Source organism: Rhodospirillales bacterium, from assembly GCA_016710335.1.
In the GTDB taxonomy this organism is placed as follows: Bacteria; Pseudomonadota; Alphaproteobacteria; order Rhodospirillales; family Defluviicoccaceae; genus JADJXQ01.
In genome coordinates this window covers 72,539-95,366 of sequence record JADJXQ010000004.1, presented here as the reverse complement: position 1 = coordinate 95,366, position 22,828 = coordinate 72,539, and the positions used below count along the sequence as shown (strand labels likewise).

At 66.4% G+C, this 22,828-nt stretch carries 18 protein-coding genes; 8 read left to right on the top strand and 10 right to left on the bottom strand.

Annotation, left to right across the window (positions count from 1 at the left end; all coding sequences use genetic code 11):
• Nucleotides 1-45: 45 nt before the first annotated feature.
• From acnA to metZ, 3 genes are all read right to left on the bottom strand, one after another.
• Nucleotides 46-2,772 (bottom strand): aconitate hydratase AcnA, encoded by a 2,727-nt coding sequence (gene acnA, locus IPM60_08130; GenBank protein MBK8907862.1) that lies wholly within the window; start codon nt 2,770-2,772, stop codon nt 46-48.
• Nucleotides 2,773-2,937: 165 nt separating this feature from the next.
• Nucleotides 2,938-3,789, bottom strand: coding sequence for a DUF1206 domain-containing protein (locus tag IPM60_08125; protein MBK8907861.1), 852 nt, complete (start codon nt 3,787-3,789; stop codon nt 2,938-2,940).
• Between the two features lie 179 nt (nt 3,790-3,968).
• Nucleotides 3,969-5,201, bottom strand: a complete 1,233-nt coding sequence (gene metZ / locus IPM60_08120; protein MBK8907860.1) for an O-succinylhomoserine sulfhydrylase — start codon at nt 5,199-5,201, stop codon at nt 3,969-3,971.
• A 265-nt stretch (nt 5,202-5,466) separates the two neighbouring features.
• Between metZ and tldD the strand changes: the two genes are divergently transcribed.
• Nucleotides 5,467-6,900 (top strand): metalloprotease TldD, encoded by a 1,434-nt coding sequence (gene tldD, locus IPM60_08115; protein ID MBK8907859.1) that lies wholly within the window; start codon nt 5,467-5,469, stop codon nt 6,898-6,900.
• A gap of 40 nt (nt 6,901-6,940) precedes the next feature.
• On the top strand, nt 6,941-7,438 hold the full coding sequence (locus IPM60_08110) for a DUF411 domain-containing protein (GenBank protein MBK8907858.1): 498 nt from the start codon (nt 6,941-6,943) through the stop codon (nt 7,436-7,438).
• Nucleotides 7,439-7,456: 18 nt separating this feature from the next.
• Here the strand turns inward: IPM60_08110 and IPM60_08105 are convergent, their stop codons facing one another.
• Both IPM60_08105 and IPM60_08100 read right to left on the bottom strand, forming a co-directional pair.
• On the bottom strand, nt 7,457-8,824 hold the full coding sequence (locus IPM60_08105; GenBank protein MBK8907857.1) for a glutamate--cysteine ligase: 1,368 nt from the start codon (nt 8,822-8,824) through the stop codon (nt 7,457-7,459).
• Between the two features lie 43 nt (nt 8,825-8,867).
• A complete protein-coding gene (locus IPM60_08100) occupies nt 8,868-9,620 on the bottom strand; it encodes a 16S rRNA (uracil(1498)-N(3))-methyltransferase (protein MBK8907856.1) in 753 nt (250 codons plus the stop codon).
• A gap of 79 nt (nt 9,621-9,699) precedes the next feature.
• On the opposite strand from IPM60_08100, the gene IPM60_08095 reads away from it, so the two are divergent.
• Nucleotides 9,700-10,605 carry a 4-hydroxybenzoate octaprenyltransferase gene (locus IPM60_08095; GenBank protein MBK8907855.1) on the top strand — a complete coding sequence of 302 codons (906 nt, stop codon included), beginning with the start codon at nt 9,700-9,702 and terminating at the stop codon, nt 10,603-10,605.
• Nucleotides 10,606-10,671: 66 nt separating this feature from the next.
• Here IPM60_08095 and IPM60_08090 read toward each other — a convergent pair whose 3' ends face one another.
• Genes IPM60_08090 through IPM60_08080 form a run of 3 tightly spaced genes read right to left on the bottom strand, consistent with a single transcriptional unit; the run spans nt 10,672 to nt 13,523 of the window.
• A complete protein-coding gene (locus IPM60_08090; protein ID MBK8907854.1) occupies nt 10,672-11,748 on the bottom strand; it encodes a GNAT family N-acetyltransferase in 1,077 nt (358 codons plus the stop codon).
• Nucleotides 11,745-12,662, bottom strand: coding sequence for a neutral zinc metallopeptidase (locus IPM60_08085; protein ID MBK8907853.1), 918 nt, complete (start codon nt 12,660-12,662; stop codon nt 11,745-11,747). The genes IPM60_08090 and IPM60_08085 overlap by 4 nt, the downstream gene beginning before the upstream one ends.
• 54 nt (nt 12,663-12,716) lie before the next feature.
• Entirely contained in the window at nt 12,717-13,523 is an 807-nt protein-coding gene (locus IPM60_08080) for a polysaccharide deacetylase family protein (GenBank protein MBK8907852.1), read from the bottom strand.
• A 377-nt stretch (nt 13,524-13,900) separates the two neighbouring features.
• Here IPM60_08080 and mdh point away from each other — a divergent pair, with 377 nt between their 5' ends.
• The 5 genes from mdh to odhB all read left to right on the top strand — a co-directional run bounded on the left by mdh (nt 13,901) and on the right by odhB (nt 21,263).
• Entirely contained in the window at nt 13,901-14,851 is a 951-nt protein-coding gene (mdh, locus tag IPM60_08075) for a malate dehydrogenase (GenBank protein ID MBK8907851.1), read from the top strand.
• Nucleotides 14,852-14,896: 45 nt separating this feature from the next.
• Complete coding sequence (gene sucC / locus IPM60_08070) at nt 14,897-16,066, top strand: ADP-forming succinate--CoA ligase subunit beta (protein MBK8907850.1); 1,170 nt, start codon at nt 14,897-14,899, stop codon at nt 16,064-16,066.
• Entirely contained in the window at nt 16,067-16,942 is an 876-nt protein-coding gene (gene sucD / locus IPM60_08065; GenBank protein MBK8907849.1) for a succinate--CoA ligase subunit alpha, read from the top strand.
• A gap of 70 nt (nt 16,943-17,012) precedes the next feature.
• On the top strand, nt 17,013-19,916 hold the full coding sequence (locus IPM60_08060; protein ID MBK8907848.1) for a 2-oxoglutarate dehydrogenase E1 component: 2,904 nt from the start codon (nt 17,013-17,015) through the stop codon (nt 19,914-19,916).
• Nucleotides 19,917-19,946: 30 nt separating this feature from the next.
• Nucleotides 19,947-21,263: a 2-oxoglutarate dehydrogenase complex dihydrolipoyllysine-residue succinyltransferase gene (odhB, locus tag IPM60_08055; protein ID MBK8907847.1), complete on the top strand. Its 1,317-nt coding sequence runs from the start codon at nt 19,947-19,949 to the stop codon at nt 21,261-21,263.
• 41 nt (nt 21,264-21,304) lie between these two features.
• Here odhB and IPM60_08050 read toward each other — a convergent pair whose 3' ends face one another.
• Both IPM60_08050 and IPM60_08045 read right to left on the bottom strand, forming a co-directional pair.
• Complete coding sequence (locus tag IPM60_08050; GenBank protein MBK8907846.1) at nt 21,305-21,790, bottom strand: DUF1640 domain-containing protein; 486 nt, start codon at nt 21,788-21,790, stop codon at nt 21,305-21,307.
• A gap of 111 nt (nt 21,791-21,901) precedes the next feature.
• Nucleotides 21,902-22,705, bottom strand: a complete 804-nt coding sequence (locus IPM60_08045; GenBank protein MBK8907845.1) for a DUF169 domain-containing protein — start codon at nt 22,703-22,705, stop codon at nt 21,902-21,904.
• Nucleotides 22,706-22,828 lie beyond the last annotated feature (123 nt).

The following is a 22,828-nucleotide window of genomic DNA, read 5'->3' as shown; positions in this document are numbered from 1 at the left end:
GGCTGCCAAGTCGATTACGGCCCTGGCCTCATGCTCAGAAGCTCCTCACGAGAGGTTATTGAGGACGTACTGGAGAATGCCGCCGGAGCGGTAGTAGTCGACCTCCTCCAGAGTGTCGATCCGGCATAGCACCGGCGCCGTTTCGCTCTCGCCGCCGCTGCGGTGGATGGTCAGGGTGACGTCCATCGACGGGCGCACGTCGCCTTCGATGCCGGTGATGTCGAACGTCTCGCTGCCGTCGAGCTTCAGGGTCTTGCGGGTGGCGCCGTTTTTGAACTGGAGCGGCAGGATGCCCATGCCCACCAGGTTGGAGCGATGGATGCGCTCATAGCTTTCGGCGACCACCGCCTTGACGCCGAGCAGTCGCGGGCCCTTGGCCGCCCAGTCGCGGGACGAGCCGGTGCCGTACTCCTTGCCGGCGATGACCACCAGCGGTACGCCGTCCTTCTGGTAGGCCATGGCGGCATCGTAGATGGACATCTGCTTGCCGTCCGGCATCAGCTTGGTGACGCCGCCCTCGGTCCCCGGCACCATCTCGTTGCGGATGCGGATGTTGGCGAAGGTGCCCCGCATCATCACCTCGTGGTTGCCGCGCCGCGAGCCGTATGAGTTGAACTCCGCAACCTTGACCCCGCGCTCCATCAGGTACTCGCCTGCGGGACTGTCCCGCTTGATGGCGCCGGCCGGGGAGATATGGTCGGTGGTCACCGAGTCGCCGAGCAGCGCCAGCGGGCGAGCGCCTTCTATGTTGGCGAACCCGCTCTGGCCGCCCTCCTCGAAGAAGGTCGGCAGACGCACGTAGGTGGATTCCGGCTCCCAGTCGTAGGTTTCGCCGATGGCCACGTCGATGCGGCGCCACTCCTCGGTCCCGGTGAACACGTCCGCGTAACGTGTGCGATACATCTCCGGAGTCACCACGCTCTTGATGACGTCCTGGATTTCCTTGTTCTCGGGCCAGATGTCCTTGAGGTAGACCGGCTGTCCTTCCCCGCCCTTGCCCAAGGGCTCGTTCAGGAGATCGCGGCTCATCGACCCCGCGAGTGCGTAAGCCACAACCAGTGGGGGCGAGGCGAGGTAGTTGGCACGCGTCAGGGCATGGATGCGCCCCTCGAAGTTGCGGTTGCCGGACAGCACCGAGGCGACCATGAGATCGCCCTTGGTGACGGCCTCGGCAATCGGCTCCGAAAGCGGCCCGGAATTGCCGATGCAGGTGGTGCAGCCATAGCCGACCAGGTTGAAGCCGAGCGCGTTCAGGTCTTCCTGGAGTCCGCTCGCCTCCAGGTAGGCGGTGACCACCTGCGAGCCGGGCGCGAGCGAGGTTTTGACCCAGGGCTTGACCGAGAGACCCTGGCGCCGCGCATTGCGCGCCACCAAGCCGGCGCCGACCAGCACGGTGGGGTTGGAGGTGTTGGTGCAACTCGTAATCGCCGCGATGACGACGTCCCCGTCGGTGAGGCTGTAGTTGGCGCCCTCAACCGGAGCTTCGCGGTCAAGGGACGGCACCGTGCCAGAGCCCTCCAGGTCCATCTCGTTGACCCGGTCGTTCTGATCAACGTGCCGCTCGCTGGCGAGATGGCGCTTGAACGCCGCCGCCGCGTCCGACAGCAGCACCCGGTCCTGCGGCCGCTTGGGACCGGCCAGCGACGGAACCACGTCGCCGAGGTCGAGTTCAAGGGTGTCTGTGAAAGAGGGATCCGGCGTGTCGGCGTCCCGCCACATCCCCTGTTCCTTGGCGTAGGCTTCCACCAGCGCCACCCGCTCGGGTTCCCGGCCGGTGAACGTGAGGTAGTCGATGGTGGCTTGGCCGATCGGAAAGAAGCCGCAGGTGGCGCCGTACTCGGGCGACATATTGGCGATGGTCGCCTGGTCGGCGAGGGTCAGATGGGCCAGCCCCGGCCCGCAGAATTCAACGAACTTGCCGACCACGCCCTTGTTGCGCAGCATCTCGGTTACGGTGAGCACCAGGTCGGTGGCGGTCACGCCCTCCCGCATTCCGCCGGTCAGCTTGAAGCCGACCACTTCCGGGATCAGCATGGAGATCGGCTGGCCGAGCATCGCCGCCTCCGCCTCGATGCCGCCGACGCCCCAACCGAGCACCGAGAGGCCGTTGATCATGGTGGTGTGGCTGTCGGTGCCGACCAGCGTGTCCGGATAGGCAAGGGTCGTGCCGTTGAGGCCGCTGGTCCACACCACCTGCGCCAGGTATTCCAGGTTAACCTGATGACAGATGCCGGTGCCCGGCGGCACCACGCGGAAGTTGTCGAACGCCTTCTGGCCCCAGCGGAGGAACGCGTAGCGCTCGTGGTTGCGGTCGTATTCGTGCTGGACGTTCTGCTTGAACGCCCCTGCCGTGCCGAACGCATCGACAGTTACCGAGTGATCGATGACCAAGTCGACCGGCACCAGCGGATTTATCTTCTTCGGGTCGCCGCCGCGCGCCACCATGGCGTCGCGCATGGCGGCCAGGTCGGCGACGGCGGGCACACCGGTGAAGTCCTGCATCAGCACCCGAGCCGGCCGATAGGCGATCTCGCGACTGGACCTGCGCTCCTGCAGCCACGCGGCAACGGCCTCGATGTCGTCCACCTTGACGCTGCGCCCGTCCTCGAACCGCAACAGGTTCTCCAAAAGCACCTTCAGCGAGAACGGCAGCCGCGACACGTCACCGAACCCGGCATCGGCAACCGCCTTGAGGCTGAAGAATTCGTAATCTCGCCCGCCGACCTTCAGTTGCCGGCGCGCGCCCAGGCTGTCGTTTCCGGTCAAAGACATCGATGACCTCCTCCGTGACGCATCTTTCGAATTCCGTCCCTAAGGTATGGGACACTTCGCCGCACCTGTCCACCTCGACGGACGCTTCGCACGGGGCGTCTGTAGCGCCGCTGCCGCTCTGCCACCACCGAGCGCCGGCCGGGCCGATGCGGCCGCGCCGCCGCGCTAGCCGGCGCCCATCCCGATGCGGCGGTAGATGGCTTCGACAAAGCAATAGATTCCGAACGCGATCAGGCCGAGCGCAACGACGCCCAGCAGCGCCTCGCCGTAGGGTTGGCTCCGCAGGGTTTCCAGGGCGCCGGCCAAGCCGCGTGCCTCCTGGGGATCGCTCTGCCAGGCGGCGATGCCGATGAAGCCGCCGATGATGACGAAGACGATGCCGCGCGCGATCAGGCCGAACCGGCAGACCGGCCGCATCCAGCGCATTGCGCTCTCGTCGGCGTCCAGCCGTTTCTCGAACTTGACCTTGACGCCCTTGACGATCTGGGCGATGCCTGCGCCGATGATGGATAGACCGACGATTGCGACCAGCCAGACGCCGTAAGGCTGCTGCATCAGCTTGGCGATCCAACTCTGCGTGCCGCTATCACCACTGCCCCCGCCGGCGGATCCCCAGCCGAAGGCCAGGCTGGCGGCGAACACGGCCAGCAAAAGGTGGGTCACGGCGCTGACCGCCATCCCGCCGCGAATTACCAGCGCTTTGCCGTCGCTCCCGTGACGATCCGCATCGGCAAAGGCCTGCACGGCGCGCCAGACCGCGAACGCGACGAGGCCCAGCGCCAACACGCCGATGAGGACCCACCCGAACGGCTCGTCCATTAGAGACTGCAGCGCACCCTTGGTGTCGGTCGTCTGGCCGCCGCCGCCGCCCCAGGCGGCGAGGACGGCGAGCGCCCCGACGATGACGTAAACGACGCCGCGGGACGCGTACCCGAGCCGCGCCAACGCCTTGTACTTGCCGTTGTCGCCGGCTTCCGCAGCCACACGCCGCTTCGCTGCGCGGCCGTGCCTCTGCATGTCCATGAGGCGCTCCACCGTTTGCGTATCCCCTCACAAGCCGCCAGCGCCGAGCTTTGTTCCGAGGTGCGGGGGATCCAGAAGGTGTCGCCGGTACATGACGTCACCGTGTTCCCGCAGATCGTCGCCAATCTCCCTAACCAGATGGCCTCGTGATGCGACCTCCCGGCGGCGCAACCCTACACCGCCGCGCGAAGGCCCGATGTGCTGGCTGACGCCGCGGCCAGCGCCTGATCGAGGTCGGCCTTGATGTCGTCCACGTCCTCCAATCCGACCGAGATCCGCACAAGGCCGTCGCCGATGCCCATGCCGACGCGCTCGTCCGGGGTCAAGCGCTGGTGGGTGGTGGTCGCCGGGTGGGTCGCGAGGCTCTTGGCGTCGCCGAGGTTGTTGGAGATGTCGATCAGCCGGAGGGCGTTGAGAAAACGAAACGCCGCGGCCTTGCCGCCCGGCAGCTCGAGCGAGACCACGCTGCCGCCGGCGGTCATCTGCCGCGCGGCGAGGTCGTGCTGCGGATGGCTTGCCAGTCCGGGGTAGAGCACCCGGCCGACACCGTCGCGGGCCTCAAGGAAGCCGGCGACGGCGGCGGCATTGCCGCAATGGCGCTGGACGCGAAGCTCCAGTGTCTCCAGGCCCTTCAGCAGCAGCCAAGCGTTGAACGGGCTCAGCGCCGGACCGGTGTTGCGGAGGAACGGCACCAGGACCGTGTCCTCGTAGTCGCCGTCGTTGGTGAGGACGGCGCCGCCGAGGCAGCGGCCCTGGCCGTCGATGTGCTTGGTCGCCGAGTAGACGACGATGTCAGCGCCGAGTTCGAGCGGCTTCTGCAGGATCGGGCTGGCAAAGACGTTGTCGACCACCACCTTGGCCCCCGCCCTGTGCGCCAGTTCGGCGACGGCGGCAAGATCGATGATTCCGAGGGTCGGGTTGGCCGGGGTCTCCAGGAAAACGAACGCCGCCGCCCGCGCCAGCGCCTGGTCCCACGCGGCGAGGTCGCCGCCGTCGACGAATTCCGTCTCCACCCCGAAGCGCGGCAGAATCTCGGCGACGACGTATTGGCACGAGCCGAACAGCGCCCGCGACGCGACGACCCGGTCGCCGGCGCGGACCGCACAGGCCATCGAGGCGAAGACGGCGGCCATCCCGGAGGCCGTCGCCCGGCAATGTGCAGCACCTTCGGCAGCGGCCATGCGCGCCTCGAACATCGTCACGGTGGGGTTGGCAAACCGCGAATAGACGTAACGCTGCGTGTCGCCCTTGAACGCCGCCTCGGCCTCCTCGGCGCAGCCGTAGACATACCCGGAGGTCATGTAGAGGGCTTCGGAGGTTTCCTCGTGCGCCGAACGGCAGGTGCCGCCTCGCACCAGCCGTGTCGCCGGCCGCCAACCATTTTCGTCGCGAAGATCACGGGCCATTGGCCGACCGTCTCCCTTTGCACTTGGACTATGTACCGCGCCTTGCGACGCCCATGCTTCGATTTCGCTCAGCATGGGGTTGCTTCGCTGCCTGACCCGGCACCTTATCCTAAGCGAAGTCGAGAGATAAGCGCTTGCTGCCAGCGACTCTGTTCAGCATGACGCCCCGCACCGCGTCAAGCGCAATTCGGAAGGCGGGTCGACGTGAGCCTGCCCTCGCGCCATATAACGGTCATGCCAGCCGGAGTGCTTGACGGAGATCATAATGACCAATGCAGCCATTGCCGACGACCTGTTTTTCGGGCGGACCGACCTCGACCGGGGGCGGGTGCAGGCGCTCGTCGACGACTCCCTGCACGGCGCGGACGACGGCGAGATGTTCCTGGAGTACCGCCAGTCCGAGAGCCTCGTGTTCGACGACGGCCGCCTGAAGACCGCCAGCTTCGACACTGCCCAGGGCTTCGGGCTGCGCGCCGTCAACGGCGATACCACCGGCTATGCCCACGCCTCCGTGCTCGGCGAGGAGTCCATCCGTCGCGCCGCCAACACCATCGCCGCGGTACGCGCCGGGCATGGCGGCACTTTCGCGGAGCCCCCCGTCGGCACCAATCGCCGGCTCTACGGCGACGATAATCCGCTCGCGGCGGTGCCGTTCGAGGACAAGGTCGCCCTGTTGGCCGCCATCGATGCGTACGCCCGCGGCCGCGACGAGCGAGTCTGCCAGGTCACGGCCTCCATGTCCGGCGAGTGGCAGGCCGTGCAGATCGTGCGCCCGAAGCAGCCGCCGATCGGCGACATCCGCCCGCTGGTCCGGCTCAACGTCTCGGTGGTCGTCGAGCGCGACGGTCGCCGCGAGGTCGGCAGCCACGGCGTCGGCGGCCGCGTGAACTATGACCGCTACCTGCAGCCGGAGGCATGGCGGGCGGCGGTCGACGAGGCATTGCGCCAGGCCCTGGTGAACCTCGAGTCGGTGCCGCCGCCGGCAGGCGAGATGACCGTAGTGCTCGGCCCCGGCTGGCCCGGCATCCTGCTGCATGAGGCCATCGGCCACGGGTTGGAGGGCGACTTCAACCGCAAGCAGACGTCGGCGTTCGCCGGCCTGATGGGCGAGCGCGTGGCGTCGCCTGGGGTGACCGTCGTCGATGACGGCACCATTCCCGACCGCCGCGGCTCGCTCACGGTCGATGACGAGGGCACGCCGACGGAGCGGACGGTGCTGATCGAGGACGGCATCCTGGTCGGCTTCATGCAGGACCGCATGAACGCTCGGCTGATGGGTCAGAAGTCCACCGGCAACGGCCGCCGCCAGAGCTTCGCGCACCGGCCGATGCCGCGCATGACCAATACCTACATGCTCTCCGGCGGTCATGAGCCGGAGGAGATCCTCGGCTCGGTCGACCGCGGGCTTTACGCCGTGTCGTTCGGCGGCGGTCAGGTCGACATCACCAACGGCAAGTTCGTGTTCTCGTGCACCGAGGCGTACCGGATCGAAAACGGACGGGTCGGGGCGCCGGTGAAGGGGGCGACCCTGATCGGCAATGGTCCGGATGTGCTGACCAAGGTGGCGATGATCGGCAACGACATGGCGCTCGACCCCGGCATCGGCACCTGCGGCAAGGACGGCCAGGGCGTGCCCGTCGGCGTCGGCCAGCCGACGCTCCGCATCGACGGCCTCACGGTCGGCGGCACGGCTTTCTAATGCACGTACCATTGCTCCACTGGCGACAAGGAGAGCAGAGATGAACGGCTTGAGAGTTCTGTTGGCGGCAGTGGTGGCGGCGCCTTTGGCGGCGTTCGATCTCACGAGCCCGGCCTCTGCGGACCAGCATGGCGCAAGCGCGGGGAGCGTCGAGCAGCCCGCCGTCACCGTCTACAAGTCGCCCTATTGCGGCTGCTGCGAGGGCTGGATCGAGCACATGAAGGCGCGCGGGTACGCCGTGAGCAGCCATGACATGTTGGACCTCCAGTCGGTCAAGACGAGCGCACGCGTGCCGGCAGAACTGGAGTCATGCCACACGGCTGTGGTCGGCGGCTATGCTCTCGAGGGTCACGTCCCGGCCGACGCGGTCGACCGACTGTTGCGCGAGCGGCCCGACGTCGCCGGCCTCGCGGTGCCGGGCATGCCGGTGGGTTCGCCCGGGATGGAAGGGCCAAACCCCGAGACCTACGATGTCATGACCTTCGACAAGACGGGCGGCACGTCGGTATACATGAGCGTCGTGCCGACGCGGGAGTAGGTTCAGCGGCGCAACCCGTCAGTAGGCGTACTCTCTGAACACCGGGTCGACAGAGCCGCGCCAACGGCCGTTGTAGGCGGCGAGCAGGTCCTCGGCCGGGGTGAAGCGGGATTCCGCGATCTGGAACAGCGGGTTCAGGAACCTGGATTCATTCTGGCCGGTGCCGTCGCCGATGTTGCGGCGGTTGAGGCCGTCGCGGGCGATCTCCAGCACCCTCACCGCGATGTCGGCGAGAGTCCCATACCGGAACACTGTCTTGAGGGCGAGGCGGGGCACAGCGAGACGGAGCGCCGCGTGTTCCTCTGCCGTCCAGTCGCGCACCAGATCCCACGCGGCGGCGCGGCTTTCCGCATCATAAAGCAGGCCCACCCAGAGCGCCGGCAACGCGCACAACCGGTTCCACGGACCGCCGTCGGCGCCGCGCATCTCCAGGAACCGCTTCATGCGCACCTCGGTGAAGATGGTGGTGAGGTGGTCCTCCCAGTCGGTGGCGATGGGCCGCTCGCCCGGCAGGCCGTCGAGGCGGCCGGCCATGAAGTCGCGAAACGACCGGCCGGCGACGTCGATGTAGCGATCGCCGCGGTGGACGAAGTACATCGGCACGTCCAGGGCGTAGTCGACGTAGCGCTCGAACCCGAAGCCGTCCTCGAACACGAACGGCAGGATGCCGGTGCGGTCCGGATCGACGTCGGTCCAGATGTGGCTGCGGTAGCTGAGATAGCCGCACGGGCGGCCGTCGCGGAACGGCGAGTTGGCGAAAAGCGCCGTCGCCACCGGCTGCAACGCCAATCCGACGCGAAACATCTCCGCCATCATCGCCTCGGACTCGAAATCCAGGTTGACCTGTACGGTGCAGGTCGCCTGCATCATCGCGAGGCCGAGGTTGCCGCGGGTCGGCATGTAGCGGCGCATGATGGCGTAGCGGCCCTTCGGCATCCACGGCATCGCCGCCAGCGGCCACTTGGGCTGGTAGCCGAGACCAAGAAAGCCGACCTGGGTGGCCTTGGCCACGCTCTTCACCTGCTCCAGATGACGGTCGACCTCGCCGCAGGTCTGGTGGATGGTCTTGAGCGGCGCGCCCGACAACTCGAACTGCCCGGCCGGCTCGAGGGTGATCTGGCAGCCGTCCGGCGCGGACAGAGCGATGGGATTGCCGTGCTCGAGGATCGGCGTCCAACCGAACGGGATCAGGCTTTCGAGAAGGGTTCGGATGCTGCGCTCGCCCTCATACGGGAGCGGCCGGCCGTCCTCCAGGCAGTAGGCAAACTTCTCGTGCTCGGTGCCGATCCGCCACCGCTCCTTCGGCTTGCAGCCGCTGGCGATGAAGTCCACGAGTTGACGCTTCTCGGTCAGAGGTTCGCTGTCGGCGGTGGTCGTGGTGGCCATGACGTGTCCTTACGGCCTGTTGCAGCAGGCACTTGGTCCCAACTCACTGGCCCCAGTCACCGGCAACTGCTTGCCAGCATGCCAGCGCGGCCAGCGCCGCGGTTTCAGCCCGGAGGATGCGCGGACCGAGCGACGCGGCGCTAAGAAAGGGCAGCGTCGTCAGCGCGTCAAGTTCGGAAGCCGTGAAGCCGCCCTCCGGGCCGACCAGGAAGCCGACCGGCATGGTCGGATGCCGGCGCGCGCCGTCCTGAATGACGGCGGCGAGCGGCGGCGCCGTTCCACGCTCGTCGAGAACGATGAGCCGCCGGTCCGGCGGCCAGTGCGCCGGCAGCGCGGCGAGAGAAACCGGCGCGGCGATGGCCGGAATGGTAAGGCGGCGGCACTGCTCTGCCGCCTCGATGGCTTGGGCCTGCAGGCGCTCCAGATTGACGCGGCCCGACTGCGTCCGCCGGGTCAGCACCGGCCACAGATGCGCGGCGCCCAACTCGGTCGCCTTCTCCACGATGAAGTCGACGCCGGTCTTCTTGATCGGCGCGAACAGCAGCCACGGCCCCGGTTCCGCGTGCTGCGTCCGCATCCGTTGCTCGAGGGCAAGCTCGCAGCGCATCCGGCCGGCGGCGGCAATTGCCGCCAGCCATTCGCCGTCACGGCCGTTGAACACGGTCAGCCGATCGCCGGCGGTCATCCGCAGGACGTTGAGGAGATAGTGCGCGGACTTGCCGCCGACGGTGAGCACCGACGCAGGGCCGAGATCTTCGGCGACGAACAGGCGGGTCTTGGGCAACGACGTCGACATAGGCTACTCTTAGCGCACGCCCGGCTGCAGATCGATCCCGGGCGAACGCTTCCGCAGGATCAGCAGGGTGACAGAAACAATGGCCAACGCATCCAGCGACATCCGTGACGACAACCCCGTGCTTCGCGCCGCCCCGCCGGCGTGGCGTCCGTATCTGCGTCTGGCCCGCATCGACCGGCCGATCGGCACGTGGCTCTTGCTGTTGCCCGGGTGGTGGAGCATCGCGCTCGCCGCGGAAGAATGGCCGAACCTGTGGTACCTGGCACTGTTCGCCGTCGGCGCATTGGTGATGCGCGGCGCCGGGTGCACGTTCAACGACCTCGTCGACCGGCGCTACGATGCCAAGGTGGCCCGCACCGCGGGGCGTCCGATCCCGGCGGGAGAGGTGAGCGTGTTCAAGGCCTGGCTGTTCATGGGCATGTTGTGTCTGATCGGCCTGGTCGTCCTGCTGCAGTTCAACGCCTTCGCCGTCTGGCTCGGCGTCGCGTCGCTGGTGATGATCGCGGTCTACCCGTTCATGAAGCGGATCACCGACTGGCCGCAGGCGTGGCTCGGCCTCACCTTCAACTGGGGCGCGCTGCTCGGCTGGGCGGCGGTGCGCGGCGACCTGGCGGCGCCGGCGATCGCGCTCTACATCGGCGGGCTGTTCTGGACGCTCGGCTACGACACCATCTATGCCCACCAGGACAAGGAGGACGACGCGCTGATCGGCGTCCGCTCGACGGCGCTGCGGTTCGGCGCCGAGACCAAGCCCATGGTCGCCGGCTTCTATGCGCTGGCGGCGGCGATGTTCGTGGTGGCCGGATATGCGGCCGAGCTCAGCTTTCCCTACCTGATCGCGATCGTCCTGGTGATCCTCCACGCCATCTGGCAGGTGGTGTTCGTCGATCTCGACGATCCGGATAGCTGCCTCAGGACCTTTCGGTCCAACCGCGACTTCGGCCTGGTCCTGTTCATCGGCATCGTCGCCGCCAAGGCGCTGTAGCCAGCCTCTCATCGTCATCGCGACGAGCCGGCAGGCGGACGCGCTGATCCATCCGCCGGCGTGCCCTCACAGGTACCCCAGGTGGCCTTCAAGGCGGCGTAAGGCTTTGCCCGGCCACTCGGCTGCCGGCCCGAGCGGCAGGCGCCGGACCGTCCGTTCGAACCGGACGCAAAGGCGCTGCATTGCGGTCGCCAGCGAGGCAAGCCCGGCATAGCCCTCGGCCACGTCGACGGCGCGGTTGCCGAGGCGCAGCTTGTGGATGTAGGCGCCTTTGCCGAGGTCGATGACGTTGGCGCCGAGATCGGCGCAGCTCTCCACCATCGCCAACAGCATGATCTGGCCGGGCGAATACTTGCCGAAGGCGGGATCATAGACCGGATACCAGTAGTGCCACACGCTCTGCGAACGCATGCCCATGTGGCCGGCGATCATCCGATCGCCGGCCCACAAGGTCGAGAGGACGCCGCCGAACTCCGGCGCGTCGATGCGATGGAGATCCGCGAGCAGGGTCGCCGGCCAGCGGTAGGCGAAGCCGTCGACGGCCCGCGTGCGCCGGTACTGATCCCGCTTCCATGCAATGACCCGCTCGAGAGACGCCGGGTCCGGATCCTTCAGGACCCAGCGCAGCGGCCCGACCTCGCGCTCGATCTTGCGGCGTTTGCGCAAGGTGGCCGGGATGACATCGGATCCGGCCGCCCGCCGCTCGGCCATGAACGCGTCGACCCCCGCCGAAACGTCGATCTGATGGGAGGGATCGACGCGGCGGTGATAGGGCTTGAAGGCATCGTCCGCCGCGATGAGGTTGGTGAAAGCGAAGCCTGCGAGCCCGCAGCCGCGCAACAGCGCCGGCGCGTCGATCGTGATGTCCCTATTGCCGATGATCCCCTGATAGTCCGAAAGCGGCCCGCCGAGCGGAATACCGAGCCCGAACGGGCGCTTCTGAAACGGGAAGAAACCGGCGATGCGGCTTGCGCCCTCGATGACGGCGACACGGGCATCCGGGCGCGCCCGGCCCACCGCGAGCGTGAAGCCGGGGGAGAAGTAGGGGCTCGCCAATCGTGGATCGGCGGCCTGAAGCTGCGACCAGCGGGCCAGTTCGGCCGAGGCCAGTTCGCCCGGCCGAACCACATGGACCCGGATCATGAGCGGGCGCTGAAGGTGTCGCACGCCGCCGGGTCGCCGCTCTCCAACCCCCGTCGGAACCAGTTGACCCGTTGCGCCGAGCTTCCGTGGGTGAACGAATCCGGGACCACGCGGCCGCTCGACCGCCGCTGCAGACGATCGTCGCCGATGGCACTCGCCGCGTTCAGACCTTCCTCGATGTCGCCGGCTTCGAGGATGTTGCGCGCATGATCGGCGCGTTTGGCCCAAACCCCGGCAAAGCAGTCGGCCTGCAACTCGAGCATCACGGAGAGCGCATTGGCTTCGCTCTGGCTGGCCCGCTGTTGCGCCGCGTGGACCTTCGGGCTGATCCCGAGCAGGGTCTGGACGTGGTGACCGACCTCATGGGCGATCACGTAGGCTTGCGCAAAATCTCCGGGCGCGCCGAACCGGTTCCTGAGATCGTCATAGAAGCCGAGGTCGATGTAGATCTTCTGGTCGCCGGGGCAGTAGAACGGTCCCATCGCCGCCTGGGCATAGCCACAAGCGGACTGCACCGCGCCGGTGAACAGGACCAGGTTCGGTTCATGGTATTGGGCGCCCGCCTCCCTGAACACGGCGCTCCAGGTGTCCTCGGTGTCGGCGAGGACCACCGACACGAAATCCTTCAGCTCGTTCTCGGCCGCCGGTCGAGCCGTGGATGGAGCGTCCGAAGGTGCGACGGCGGTGGTCTCCGAGCCACCCATGAACATGCCGGGATCGACGCCGAAGAACAGCGCGACGAGAATGAATATGATGGCGCCGATGCCGCCGACCCCGCCGCGGCGGCCGACCCGGATCCCGCCCGGAAAGCCCATGCCGCCACGACCCATGCGGAAGCCGCCGAAACCGCCGCCCATCGGACTGCCGCGCCGGTCCTCGATGTTTTGGCTTCGTCGCCCCGTTCGCCAGCGCATGCGTCCCTCCTGCTTGGCCAAGAGCGCCTACCGCGCTCACCGGCCCGCATCATATCAGTTCGCCGCGCGCCGGTCTTGATCCCGCAACCGCGATGGCTCCGGCTTGGGGACGCCGATGCGGTCCAGCGCCGCGGCCACGGTCAGCACTTCAGCCCCGGACGCCAGCGCCGCCCGCACCGCCGCGTCGAGCTGCGGCGCCGTGCAGCCGTAGGGGGACGGATGCGGGCCGACGTCGTGGGTGAGGAAAATCAGCCAGCCGCCGAGCAGGACATTCTCCTCGATCATCCGGTGTGCGGCCGCCTGATACTCGGGTGCAGCGTAAAGCAGACTGGAGTGGAGATAGGTAAGATCGATCGTTCCGTGGTTGATCCCGGGCAGGACGCCCCGCGCCGACGTGAACCGCGCCCCGACGGCGACCTGGAGACCCCGAGAGACACGGCCATAAGGGTAGGCGAAATTCTGGAGGCGATAACCGCCGATGGTTCTCGCGACGTGCCGGGCGTTGCGATCGATATCGCGCATCATCGCGCTCGCGGGCACGCGCATGCCATCCTGGTGACTATGACTGTGGCATGCCAGTTCGTGGCCGTTGGCAATGACGTCGCACACGTCCTCATGGGTCGCGAACTCGCCGCTCTCGCCGCGCCTGCCGATCATCCCGCCGGCGACGTAATACGTGCCAACCACACCGTGCGCCGCGAGGATGCGGCCGCCGACACGGACGGCGGAACGCGGGAAATCATCGAAGGAAAACGAGACAATGGAGCGGGTGTTGGCGAGAGTGTGCGGCTTGGCTTTGCGCGCGCGCGCGTACCGCGACCGGAGCTTGTCGACGATGGTGATGGGCGGCTCATAGGCCAACGGCGCGGCCCTCTGCGGTCGTTGTCGCTGGCAGTCGACCCCTAAGCTGAAGTCGGCGCTCGAAACCTACAACGTGCGGCTGCTGCAATCAACAGCTGAATCCGGGCCGTTTCGGCATCGATGCTGGCGGGGCGGCCATCTCGGAACCGGATCGTCCGCATCGTGACGTCGAATTCGTCCGCCGGCCCGGTAACGCCATCGCGAACCTCCCCGCCGTTAGCTTTCGCGGCGTCCCGCATGCGCAGGTCGAGATCGGCTTTCCCTTGCCTCTCCGCAAGGATCGCGGTACACACATCGCTTCATGTTGCACTGCGGCAAAGTGACCGTCGGCAAAGCGTACCTCGGTCATGTCGGCCGCAACAAACGGGGGAGGTCCAATGGCAAGACCCAAAATCGCGCTCGTCGGCGCCGGCAATATCGGCGGCACCCTCGCGCATCTCATCACCCTCAAGGAACTCGGCGATGTCGTTGTGTTCGATGTCGTCGAAGGCATGCCGCAAGGCAAAGCTCTCGACTTGGCGCAATCGGCCCCGGTCGAGCGGGTCAGCGTGTCGCTCAAGGGAACACAGGACTACGCCGACATCGCCGGCGCATCGGTGGTCATCGTTACCGCCGGCATCGCCCGCAAGCCGGGGATGAGCCGGGACGACCTGATCGGCACCAACGTCAAGGTCATGAAGGCCGTTGGCGACGGGATCAAGACCCACTGTCCCGAAGCGTTCGTCATCTGCGTCACCAACCCGCTCGACGTGATGGTGTGGGCGCTTCGAGAGTTCACCGGTCAGCCGCATCACATGGTCTGCGGCATGGCGGGGGTCCTTGACTCCGCGCGCTTCCGCTGCTTCCTCGCCGAGGAGTTCGGCGTCTCCGTCCAAGACGTGACCGCGTTCGTGCTCGGCGGCCACGGCGACACCATGGTGCCGTCGGTGCGGTACTCCACCGTGGCCGGCATTCCGCTGCCGGACCTGGTCAAGATGGGCTGGACCACCCAGGAGAAGCTCGACAAGATCGTGCAACGCACCCGTGACGGCGGCGCTGAGATCGTCGGCTTGCTGAAGACCGGCTCGGCATTCTACGCGCCGGCGACTTCGGCGATCGAGATGGCCGAGGCTTATCTGAAGGACAAGAAGCGCGTCCTGCCCTGCGCTGCGTATTGCGATGGCGTCTACGGGCTGAGCGGCGTCTATGTCGGGGTTCCGACCGTGATCGGCGCCGGCGGCATCGAGAAGATCGTCGAGATCGAACTCAGCGCCGAGGAAAAGCAGATGTTCGATAACTCGGTGAACGCCGTGCGCTCACTGGTCGATGTCGCAAAGGGCCTGATGTAGTCGGTGCGGTGCGGACCGCCGCGACCTTAGAAAAATAGGACATCCATGAATATTCACGAATATCAAGCCAAGCAGCTGCTCGCGAAATACGGCGTCGCCGTACCGCGCGGCGGCGTCGCTTACACGTGGCCGGAAGCGGAGGCGACTGCCAAGGACCTCGGCGGCCCGGTCTGGGTCGTCAAGGCGCAGATCCACGCCGGCGGCCGCGGCAAGGGCGGCGGCGTCAAGGTGGTGAAGTCCATCGAGGACGTGGTCGCGGCGGCGAAGTCGATGATGGGCATGACCCTCGTCACCCACCAGACCGGTCCCAACGGCAAGGAGGTCAAGCGCATCTACGTGGAAGAGGGCTGCGACATCAAGCGCGAGCTCTACATGAGCATGCTGATCGACCGGGCCAATTCGCGCATCACCATCATGGCCTCCACCGAAGGCGGCATGGACATCGAAGAGGTCGCGGCGAAGACGCCGGAAAAGATCCTCAAAGTGGCCATCGACCCGGCCATCGGCATCCAGCCGTTCCACGCCCGCAAGATCGCCTTCGGCCTCAAGCTCGAAGGCAAGCAGGTCGGCAGCTGCGTTCGGTTCGTGATGAGCATGTACCGGGCGTTCACCGACCTCGACGCCAGCTTGTTGGAGATCAACCCTCTGGTGGTCACCGGCGCCGGCGACGTGATCGCCCTCGACGCCAAGATGAACTTCGACGACAACGCGCTGTTCCGCCACAAAGACGTGGAGGAGCTTCGCGACGAAGCGGAAGAAGACCCTGCCGAGCTGGAAGCGGCCCGGCATGACCTCAACTACATCCGCCTCGACGGCAGCATCGGCTGCATGGTCAATGGCGCCGGCCTCGCCATGGCGACCATGGACATCATCAAGCTCTACGGCGGCGAGCCAGCCAACTTTCTCGATGTGGGCGGCGGCGCCACCAAGGACCGGGTCACCGAGGCGTTCAAGATCATTCTCCGCGACCCCAACGTCGAAGGCATTCTCGTCAACATCTTCGGCGGCATCATGCGTTGCGACGTGATCGCCGAGGGCGTGGTCGCGGCGGCCCGCGAGGTGCATCTGAACGTGCCGCTGGTGGTGCGGCTCGCCGGGACCAACGTCGACCTGGGCAAGAAAATCCTCGCCGATTCGGGTCTTCCCATCATCTCAGGCGACGACCTGGCGGACGCGGCCGAGAAAGTGGTCAAAGCCGTGAAGGAGGCTGCGTAAATGTCTGTCATGGTCAATGCCCAAACCAGAGTCATCTGCCAAGGGTTCACGGGAGCGCAGGGCACGTTCCACACCGAGCAGGCGATCGCGTACGGCACCAGGATGGTCGGCGGCGTCACCCCTGGTAAGGGCGGCTCCAGGCACCTCGACCTTCCGGTGTTCGACACGGTCGCCGAGGCGCGGGAAGCCACCGGCGCCGACGCCACGGTCATCTACGTACCGCCGCCGTTCGCGGCCGACGCCATCCTGGAAGCAATCGACGCTGAAATCCCGCTGGCGGTGTGCATTACCGAAGGCATTCCGGTCCAGGACATGCTGAAGGTGAAGCGGGCGCTGGCGGACGCCAAGACGCGCCTGATCGGGCCCAACTGCCCCGGCATCATCACGCCGGACGAGTGCAAGATCGGCATCATGCCGGGCCACATCCACCTCAAGGGCAAGTGCGGGGTCGTTTCGCGCTCGGGCACCCTGACCTACGAGGCGGTGGGGCAGACGACGGAGACCGGCATCGGTCAGACCACTTGCATCGGCATCGGCGGCGATCCGCTGAACGGCACCAACTTCATCGACTGTCTCGAGGCCTTCCTCGCCGACGACGCGACCGAGTGCATCGTGATGATCGGCGAGATCGGCGGCACCGCTGAAGAAGAGGCGGCGGATTTTCTGAAACACAACAAGGTCAAGAAACCCACCGTCGGCTTCATCTGCGGACTGACCGCGCCGCCGGGCCGGCGCATGGGTCACGCCGGCGCCATTATCTCTGGCGGAAAGGGGACTGCCGGGGATAAGATCGAAGCCTTAAGAAGCGCAGGCGTCGCCGTGGCAGAATCGCCGGCAGCGATCGGCAGCACCATGGTGGAGGTTTTGCGCGGCTAGTTCGAACACCCTGATGCGGGAGGGGCGCGGCGCCTCGCCGCGCCCTTATTTTTTGCATGGGTTTTGACGCATGGGCGCTGAACACGACACGTTCCTGACCGGGGCCAACGCTCCTTACATCGCCGAACTCTACTGCCGCTTTCTGGACGATCCGGACTCGGTAGACCCAAGCTGGAGATCCTTTTTCGACGAGCTTCAGGACGACGGCCGAGCGCTGCTGACGGAGGTCACCGGCGCCAGCTGGGCGCCCCGGCGATCCCGGATGATCCGGGACGGCGTGGGCGCGCCAGCGTCTCAGGCCGTCCAAGCCGACGCGGCCGGGGTCGATGTGCGCCAGGCGGCCCGGGACTCGATCCGGGCGCTGATGCTGATCCGCCTCTATCGCGTGCGCGGACACCTGATCGCCAACTTCGATCCGCTCGGCCTGGAAGGAAACAAGTACCATCCGGAGCTGGACCCCAAGACCTGGGGTTTCTCCGATAGCGACATGGACCGGCCGATCTTCATCAACAACGTGCTCGGCCTCGACACCGCGACCATCCGCCAGATCCTGCAGATTCTGAAGGAGACCTACTGCGGCTCGATCGGCGTCGAGTTCATGCACATCATGCATCCGGAAGAAAAGGCGTGGATCCAGCAGCGGATCGAGGGCATCCGCAACCAGACCCATTTCACGCCGGAAGGTAAGCGGGCGATCCTCGAGCGGCTGATCGAGGCCGAAGGCTTCGAGAAGTTCCTGCACCTGAAATACACAGGCACCAAGCGCTTCGGGCTCGACGGCGGCGAAGCGATGATCCCGGCAATCGAGCAGATCCTCAAGCGCGGCGGGCAACTTGGCGTGGAAGCGGTGGTCATCGGCATGCCGCACCGCGGCCGCCTCAACATGCTCGCCAACATCATGCACAAGCCCTACGTCGCGATCCTCGCCGAATTTCAGGGGCAGTCGGCCTATCCCGAAGACGTCGAGGGCTCGGGCGACGTCAAGTACCACCTCGGCACCTCGTCCGACCGGATTTTCGATGATAACGAAATCCATCTCACCCTCAGCGCCAATCCGTCACACCTGGAAGCGGTCAACCCGGTGGTGCTCGGCCGGGTGCGCGCCAAGCAGTCCCAGCGCGGCGACGAGGGGCGGCGGGCGGTGATGTCGATCCTGCTGCACGGCGACGCCGCCTTCGCCGGCCAGGGGCTGGTGGCGGAGTGCTTCGACTTGTCGGAGCTCAAGGGCTATCGCACCGGCGGCACCGTCCACCTGATCGTCAACAACCAGATCGGCTTCACCACCAGCCCGCGACAATCGCGCTCGTCACCGTATCCCTCCGACGTGGCGAAGATGGTGCAGGCGCCGATCTTCCACGTCAACGGTGACGATCCCGAGGCGGTGGTGCACGTGGCGCGCATCGCCATGGAGTTCCGCCAGGAGTTCCAGCGCGACGTGGTCATCGACATGTTCTGCTATCGGCGCTTCGGCCACAACGAGGGCGACGAGCCGATGTTCACCCAGCCCATCATGTATCGCGCCATCGCCAAGCATCCGTCGACCAAGGAGATCTATGCCGACCGCCTGATCGCCGACGGCACGGTGACGGAGGATGACGTCAAGGCCATGGAATCCGGCTTCCGCAGTCGTCTCGAAAGCGATTTCGACGCGGCGGGCAGCTACAAGGTCAACAAGGCGGACTGGCTGCAGGGCAAGTGGGAAGGCCTCAAGACCCTTATCGGCGAAGAAGAACTGCGGGAAGAGGACACCGCGGTCGCCGAGGACATGCTGCGTCTGATCGGCGAAAGTCTCGCCCGCCCGCCGGCCGAGATCAATGTCAACCGAAAGATCCTCCGCTTGCTGGACGCTCGTGGCAAGATGATGGAGACGGGCGAGGGCATCGACTGGGCGACCGCCGAGGCGCTGGCGTTCGGCACGCTGTTGCTCGAAGGCGCGCCGGTGCGCCTTTCCGGGCAGGACTCGGGGCGAGGCACGTTTTCCCACCGCCATTCGGTTCTGGTCGATCAGGAGAACGAACGCCGCTACGTGCCGCTCAACAACATCAGCGACGGCCAGGCGATGTTCGAGGTGATCGACAGCCCGCTTTCGGAAGCCGGGGTGCTGGGATTCGAGTACGGCTATTCGCTGGCTGAGCCCGACGCGCTAGTCATCTGGGAGGCCCAGTTCGGCGATTTCGCAAATGGCGCGCAGGTGATCATCGACCAGTTCATCTCATCGGCGGAGTCCAAGTGGCTGCGCCTCTCCGGTTTGGTCATGCTTCTCCCGCACGGCTATGAGGGGCAGGGGCCGGAGCACTCCTCGGCGCGGCTGGAGCGGTTCCTTCAGCTCAGCGCCGAGGACAACATCCAGGTCGTCAACATCACCACGCCCGCCAACTACTTCCACGCGCTGCGCCGCCAGATCCGCCGCAACTACCGCAAGCCGCTGGTGGTGATGTCGCCAAAGTCGTTGTTGCGCCACAAGCTGGTGGTTTCTTCGCTGGCCGATATGGGACCCGGCACCCGCTTTCGTCGAGTACTGCCGGAGGTCGACGGGCTGGTTCCGGACGCCAAAGTGCGCCGTCTGGTTCTTTGCTCCGGCAAAGTCTACTACGACCTTTTGCAGGAGCGCCGGGAGCGCGGCATCGACGACGTCGCCATCGTCCGCGTCGAACAGCTGTACCCGTGGCCGCGCCAGACGGTCACGGAGCATGTCTGGAGATACGGCAATGCCGAAGTGGTCTGGTGCCAGGAAGAGCCGGCCAACATGGGAGCGTGGACCTTCGTGCTGCCGCGCCTGATCAGCATTCTCCAGGAGCTGGAGCGGGACAGTGTCCTGCCGAGGTACGTCGGGCGCAAGGCAGCCGCCTCGCCGGCGACAGGTTCGCACAGGGCGCACGTCCAAGAGCAGCAGACGCTCGTGGATCAGGCCCTCTGCAGCGACCTCGATGCCATGCCGCAACCGTTCATTCGGCGTCCAGCGCAGACGGTGTAACGGCCAACCAATAGACGCGTGGGGTTCAAGATGGCGACGGAGATCAAGGTTCCCGCTCTCGGCGAATCGGTGACAACCGCGGTCGTAGCCAAGTGGTTCAAGGCGGTGGGCGACGCCGTCGAGGCGGATGAACCTCTCTGCGAGTTGGAGACCGACAAGGTCACGTTGGAAGTCAACGCGCCGGCCAGCGGCATCCTCAGCGCCATCGACGCGCCCGACGGCAGCGAAGTGGAGGTCGGGGCCCGGCTCGGCGAGATCGGCGAAGGCGCTGCCGGGTCCAAGCCTGCCCCGAAAGAGGAAAGCGATACGAAATCCGTAACCGAAGCGGAGCAGCGGGACGCCGGTGAGGCCGAGACGGAGGAACCAGCGCCGGCGGAGCCCACAGCCGAGTCCGGCGAGGACAACAGACCGGCCGCCGCAGCCCTGTCACCGGCGGTGCGCAAGCTGGTGGAGGAGCATGATCTCGATGCGGCCGCGATTCCGGCGTCCGGCAAGGATGGCCGCCTGACCAAGGGCGATGTTCTCGCGTTCATCGACAGCGGAGAGAAAGAAAAAGCTCCGGCGCCCGAGGCTAAGGCGCAGCCGCAGCCGGAGAAGAAGCGCGAAGTCGAGAAACCGGCCGCACCGCCCGCGAAGCCGGCCGGGCCGCGCGAGGAGCGGGTGCGGATGACGCGACTTCGCAAGATGGTGGCGAGCCGCCTCAAGGAGGCCCAGAACACGGCGGCGATGCTCACCACCTTCAACGAGATCGACATGACCGCCGTCAATGCCATGCGGAGCCGCTACCGCGAGGCGTTCGAGAAACGGCACGGCGCCCGCCTCGGCGTCATGTCGGTGTTCGTCAAGGCGTGCGTGCAGGCACTGAAGGAGTTCCCGGCGGTAAACGGAGAGATCGACGGCGAGGAGCTGGTCTACAAGAACCATTACGACATCGCCATTGCCGTGGGCTCACCGCAGGGCCTGGTGGTGCCGGTTGTGCGCGACTGCGACCAACTCGGCATGGCAGAGATCGAGGCCAGGATCGCCGACGTCGGCAAGCGCGCCCGCGACGGCAAGCTCGCAATTGAGGAGATGCAGGGCGGCACGTTTACCATCACCAACGGCGGCGTGTTCGGCTCCCTGTTGTCGACGCCGATCCTCAACCCGCCGCAGTCCGGCATTCTCGGCATGCACAAGGTGGAGCAGCGGCCGGTCGTCATGCCCGACGGCTCGATCCAGGCGCGGCCGATGATGTACGTGGCGCTCAGCTACGATCACCGCATCATCGACGGCCGCGAAGCGGTCTCCTTCCTCGTCCGCGTCAAGGAGTGCGTTGAGGATCCCCAGCGGCTGCTTCTGGAGATTTAAATCAAGTTCATCGGTACAGACGGTCGAAGGTATATCGCCGCCTACGGCAAAAGCTTCAGAATCGCCACGATCAGGGCGCCCTGTGCGGCGAGTGCGGTGACCGCCCACTTGAGCATGTCGTGCTTGGCGGCGTAAATCTCGGCCATGCTCTGCGACCGCAGCACTTCCAAGTCCTTCTTGGTTGCGAACGCCTCCAGGTCCTTCTTGGTCGCCATCTCGGCCCGGATCGCACCGACCTGGTCCTGAAGGTCCTTCTTGGTCGCGAATGCCTCCAGGTCCTTCTTGGTCGCGAATGCCTCCAGGTCCTTCTTGGTTGCGAACGCCTCCAGGTCCTTCTTGGTCGCGAACGCCTCCAGGTCCTTCTTGGTCGCCATCTCGGCCCGGAGTTCCGCCCATTGATCCGCCCCCGGCGCGTCCTGCACCACATCGGCAAACGCCTCGGCAAAGCTCTCCGCCTGTTGTGCGGAAAAGCCGCCGGCCTCCAGCTTTCGCGCCAGCTTGAGGGTATCGAAGGCAATCACGGTCATGCGGTCAATATAGCCCGGATTATCCTCTGGTTAAAGAACGCCAGCATCGACAACCCGGGCTTGCACGGTTCCGGACAAGGTCTCTCGCGCTTAACCATGGGGACGCCGCTCTTACGCCTCCCGCGGCTGCCCTTCCTCATCCAGCATCTTGGCGTAGGCGTTGTAGGAGGGCGGAAAGCCGCCGGTGTAGTTGAGCCAGTGGGTGACGGGATAGCGGGCGGCGCCGCCCTTATGGGTGGCTTCGAGGCCGGCGAGAATCTCCTCCATCATCGCGTAGGGGAAGCTGAAGGCGACCTCGTGGTCCTGGACCTGGCCGAAAATGCGGTCGCCGGTGCACGGCACGATCATTTGCGCCTCGCCGGTGATGTGCGGCGCGATGGCGAGATCCGCGCAGTCGATGCGGCCGCGGAAGGCGCTGTTCATCGTCCCGCCGCGCTTCCACAGCACCGCTTGGCCCAGGCGCATGATCTGCGCGCTGTTGCCGTAGATGATCACCGAAGCGGGCTCGAAGGCGGCACGGTTGAGGGGCGCGGTGACCACCCCGACATGCTCGCCTTCCGGAAGCCTCGGCACGCTGTCCTCGCTGAGCCGTCCGGCCTCGAGACTTTCAGTGTAGAGGTCGACGCAGAGGTTGCCCTCGGTGTAGTGCGGCAACCGCCTGTCCAAGCCGAGCGCCATGCTGCCGAGCACGCAGCTCGAGTCCTCCCGTCCCAGCGCCAGCACCCAGCCGTAGCGCCGAGACATGGAAATGGCCTGACACGTCGTGAAGCGGTTGTTCAGGTCCTTCGCCGGTCGGCGCGCCTTGGGCGGCGCCTCGTCCCAGGTCTTCAGGAACTTCACCGCAACCGGGAAGCTGTTCAGCCTGAGGTACTGGTTCAAGCGGTTGTCGTAGTCGGCGTTCGTCGCGGCGTCCATCGTCCGGTCTCTCCTTTAAATCCATATCCAGTGTAAGCCTGCCGGCGCACCCTCGCCAAGCCGCAGGCACGTCTCCTGGCCATAAAGCGTGAGGATGGCCTCCGCACCTCCTGCGGCAGCCCG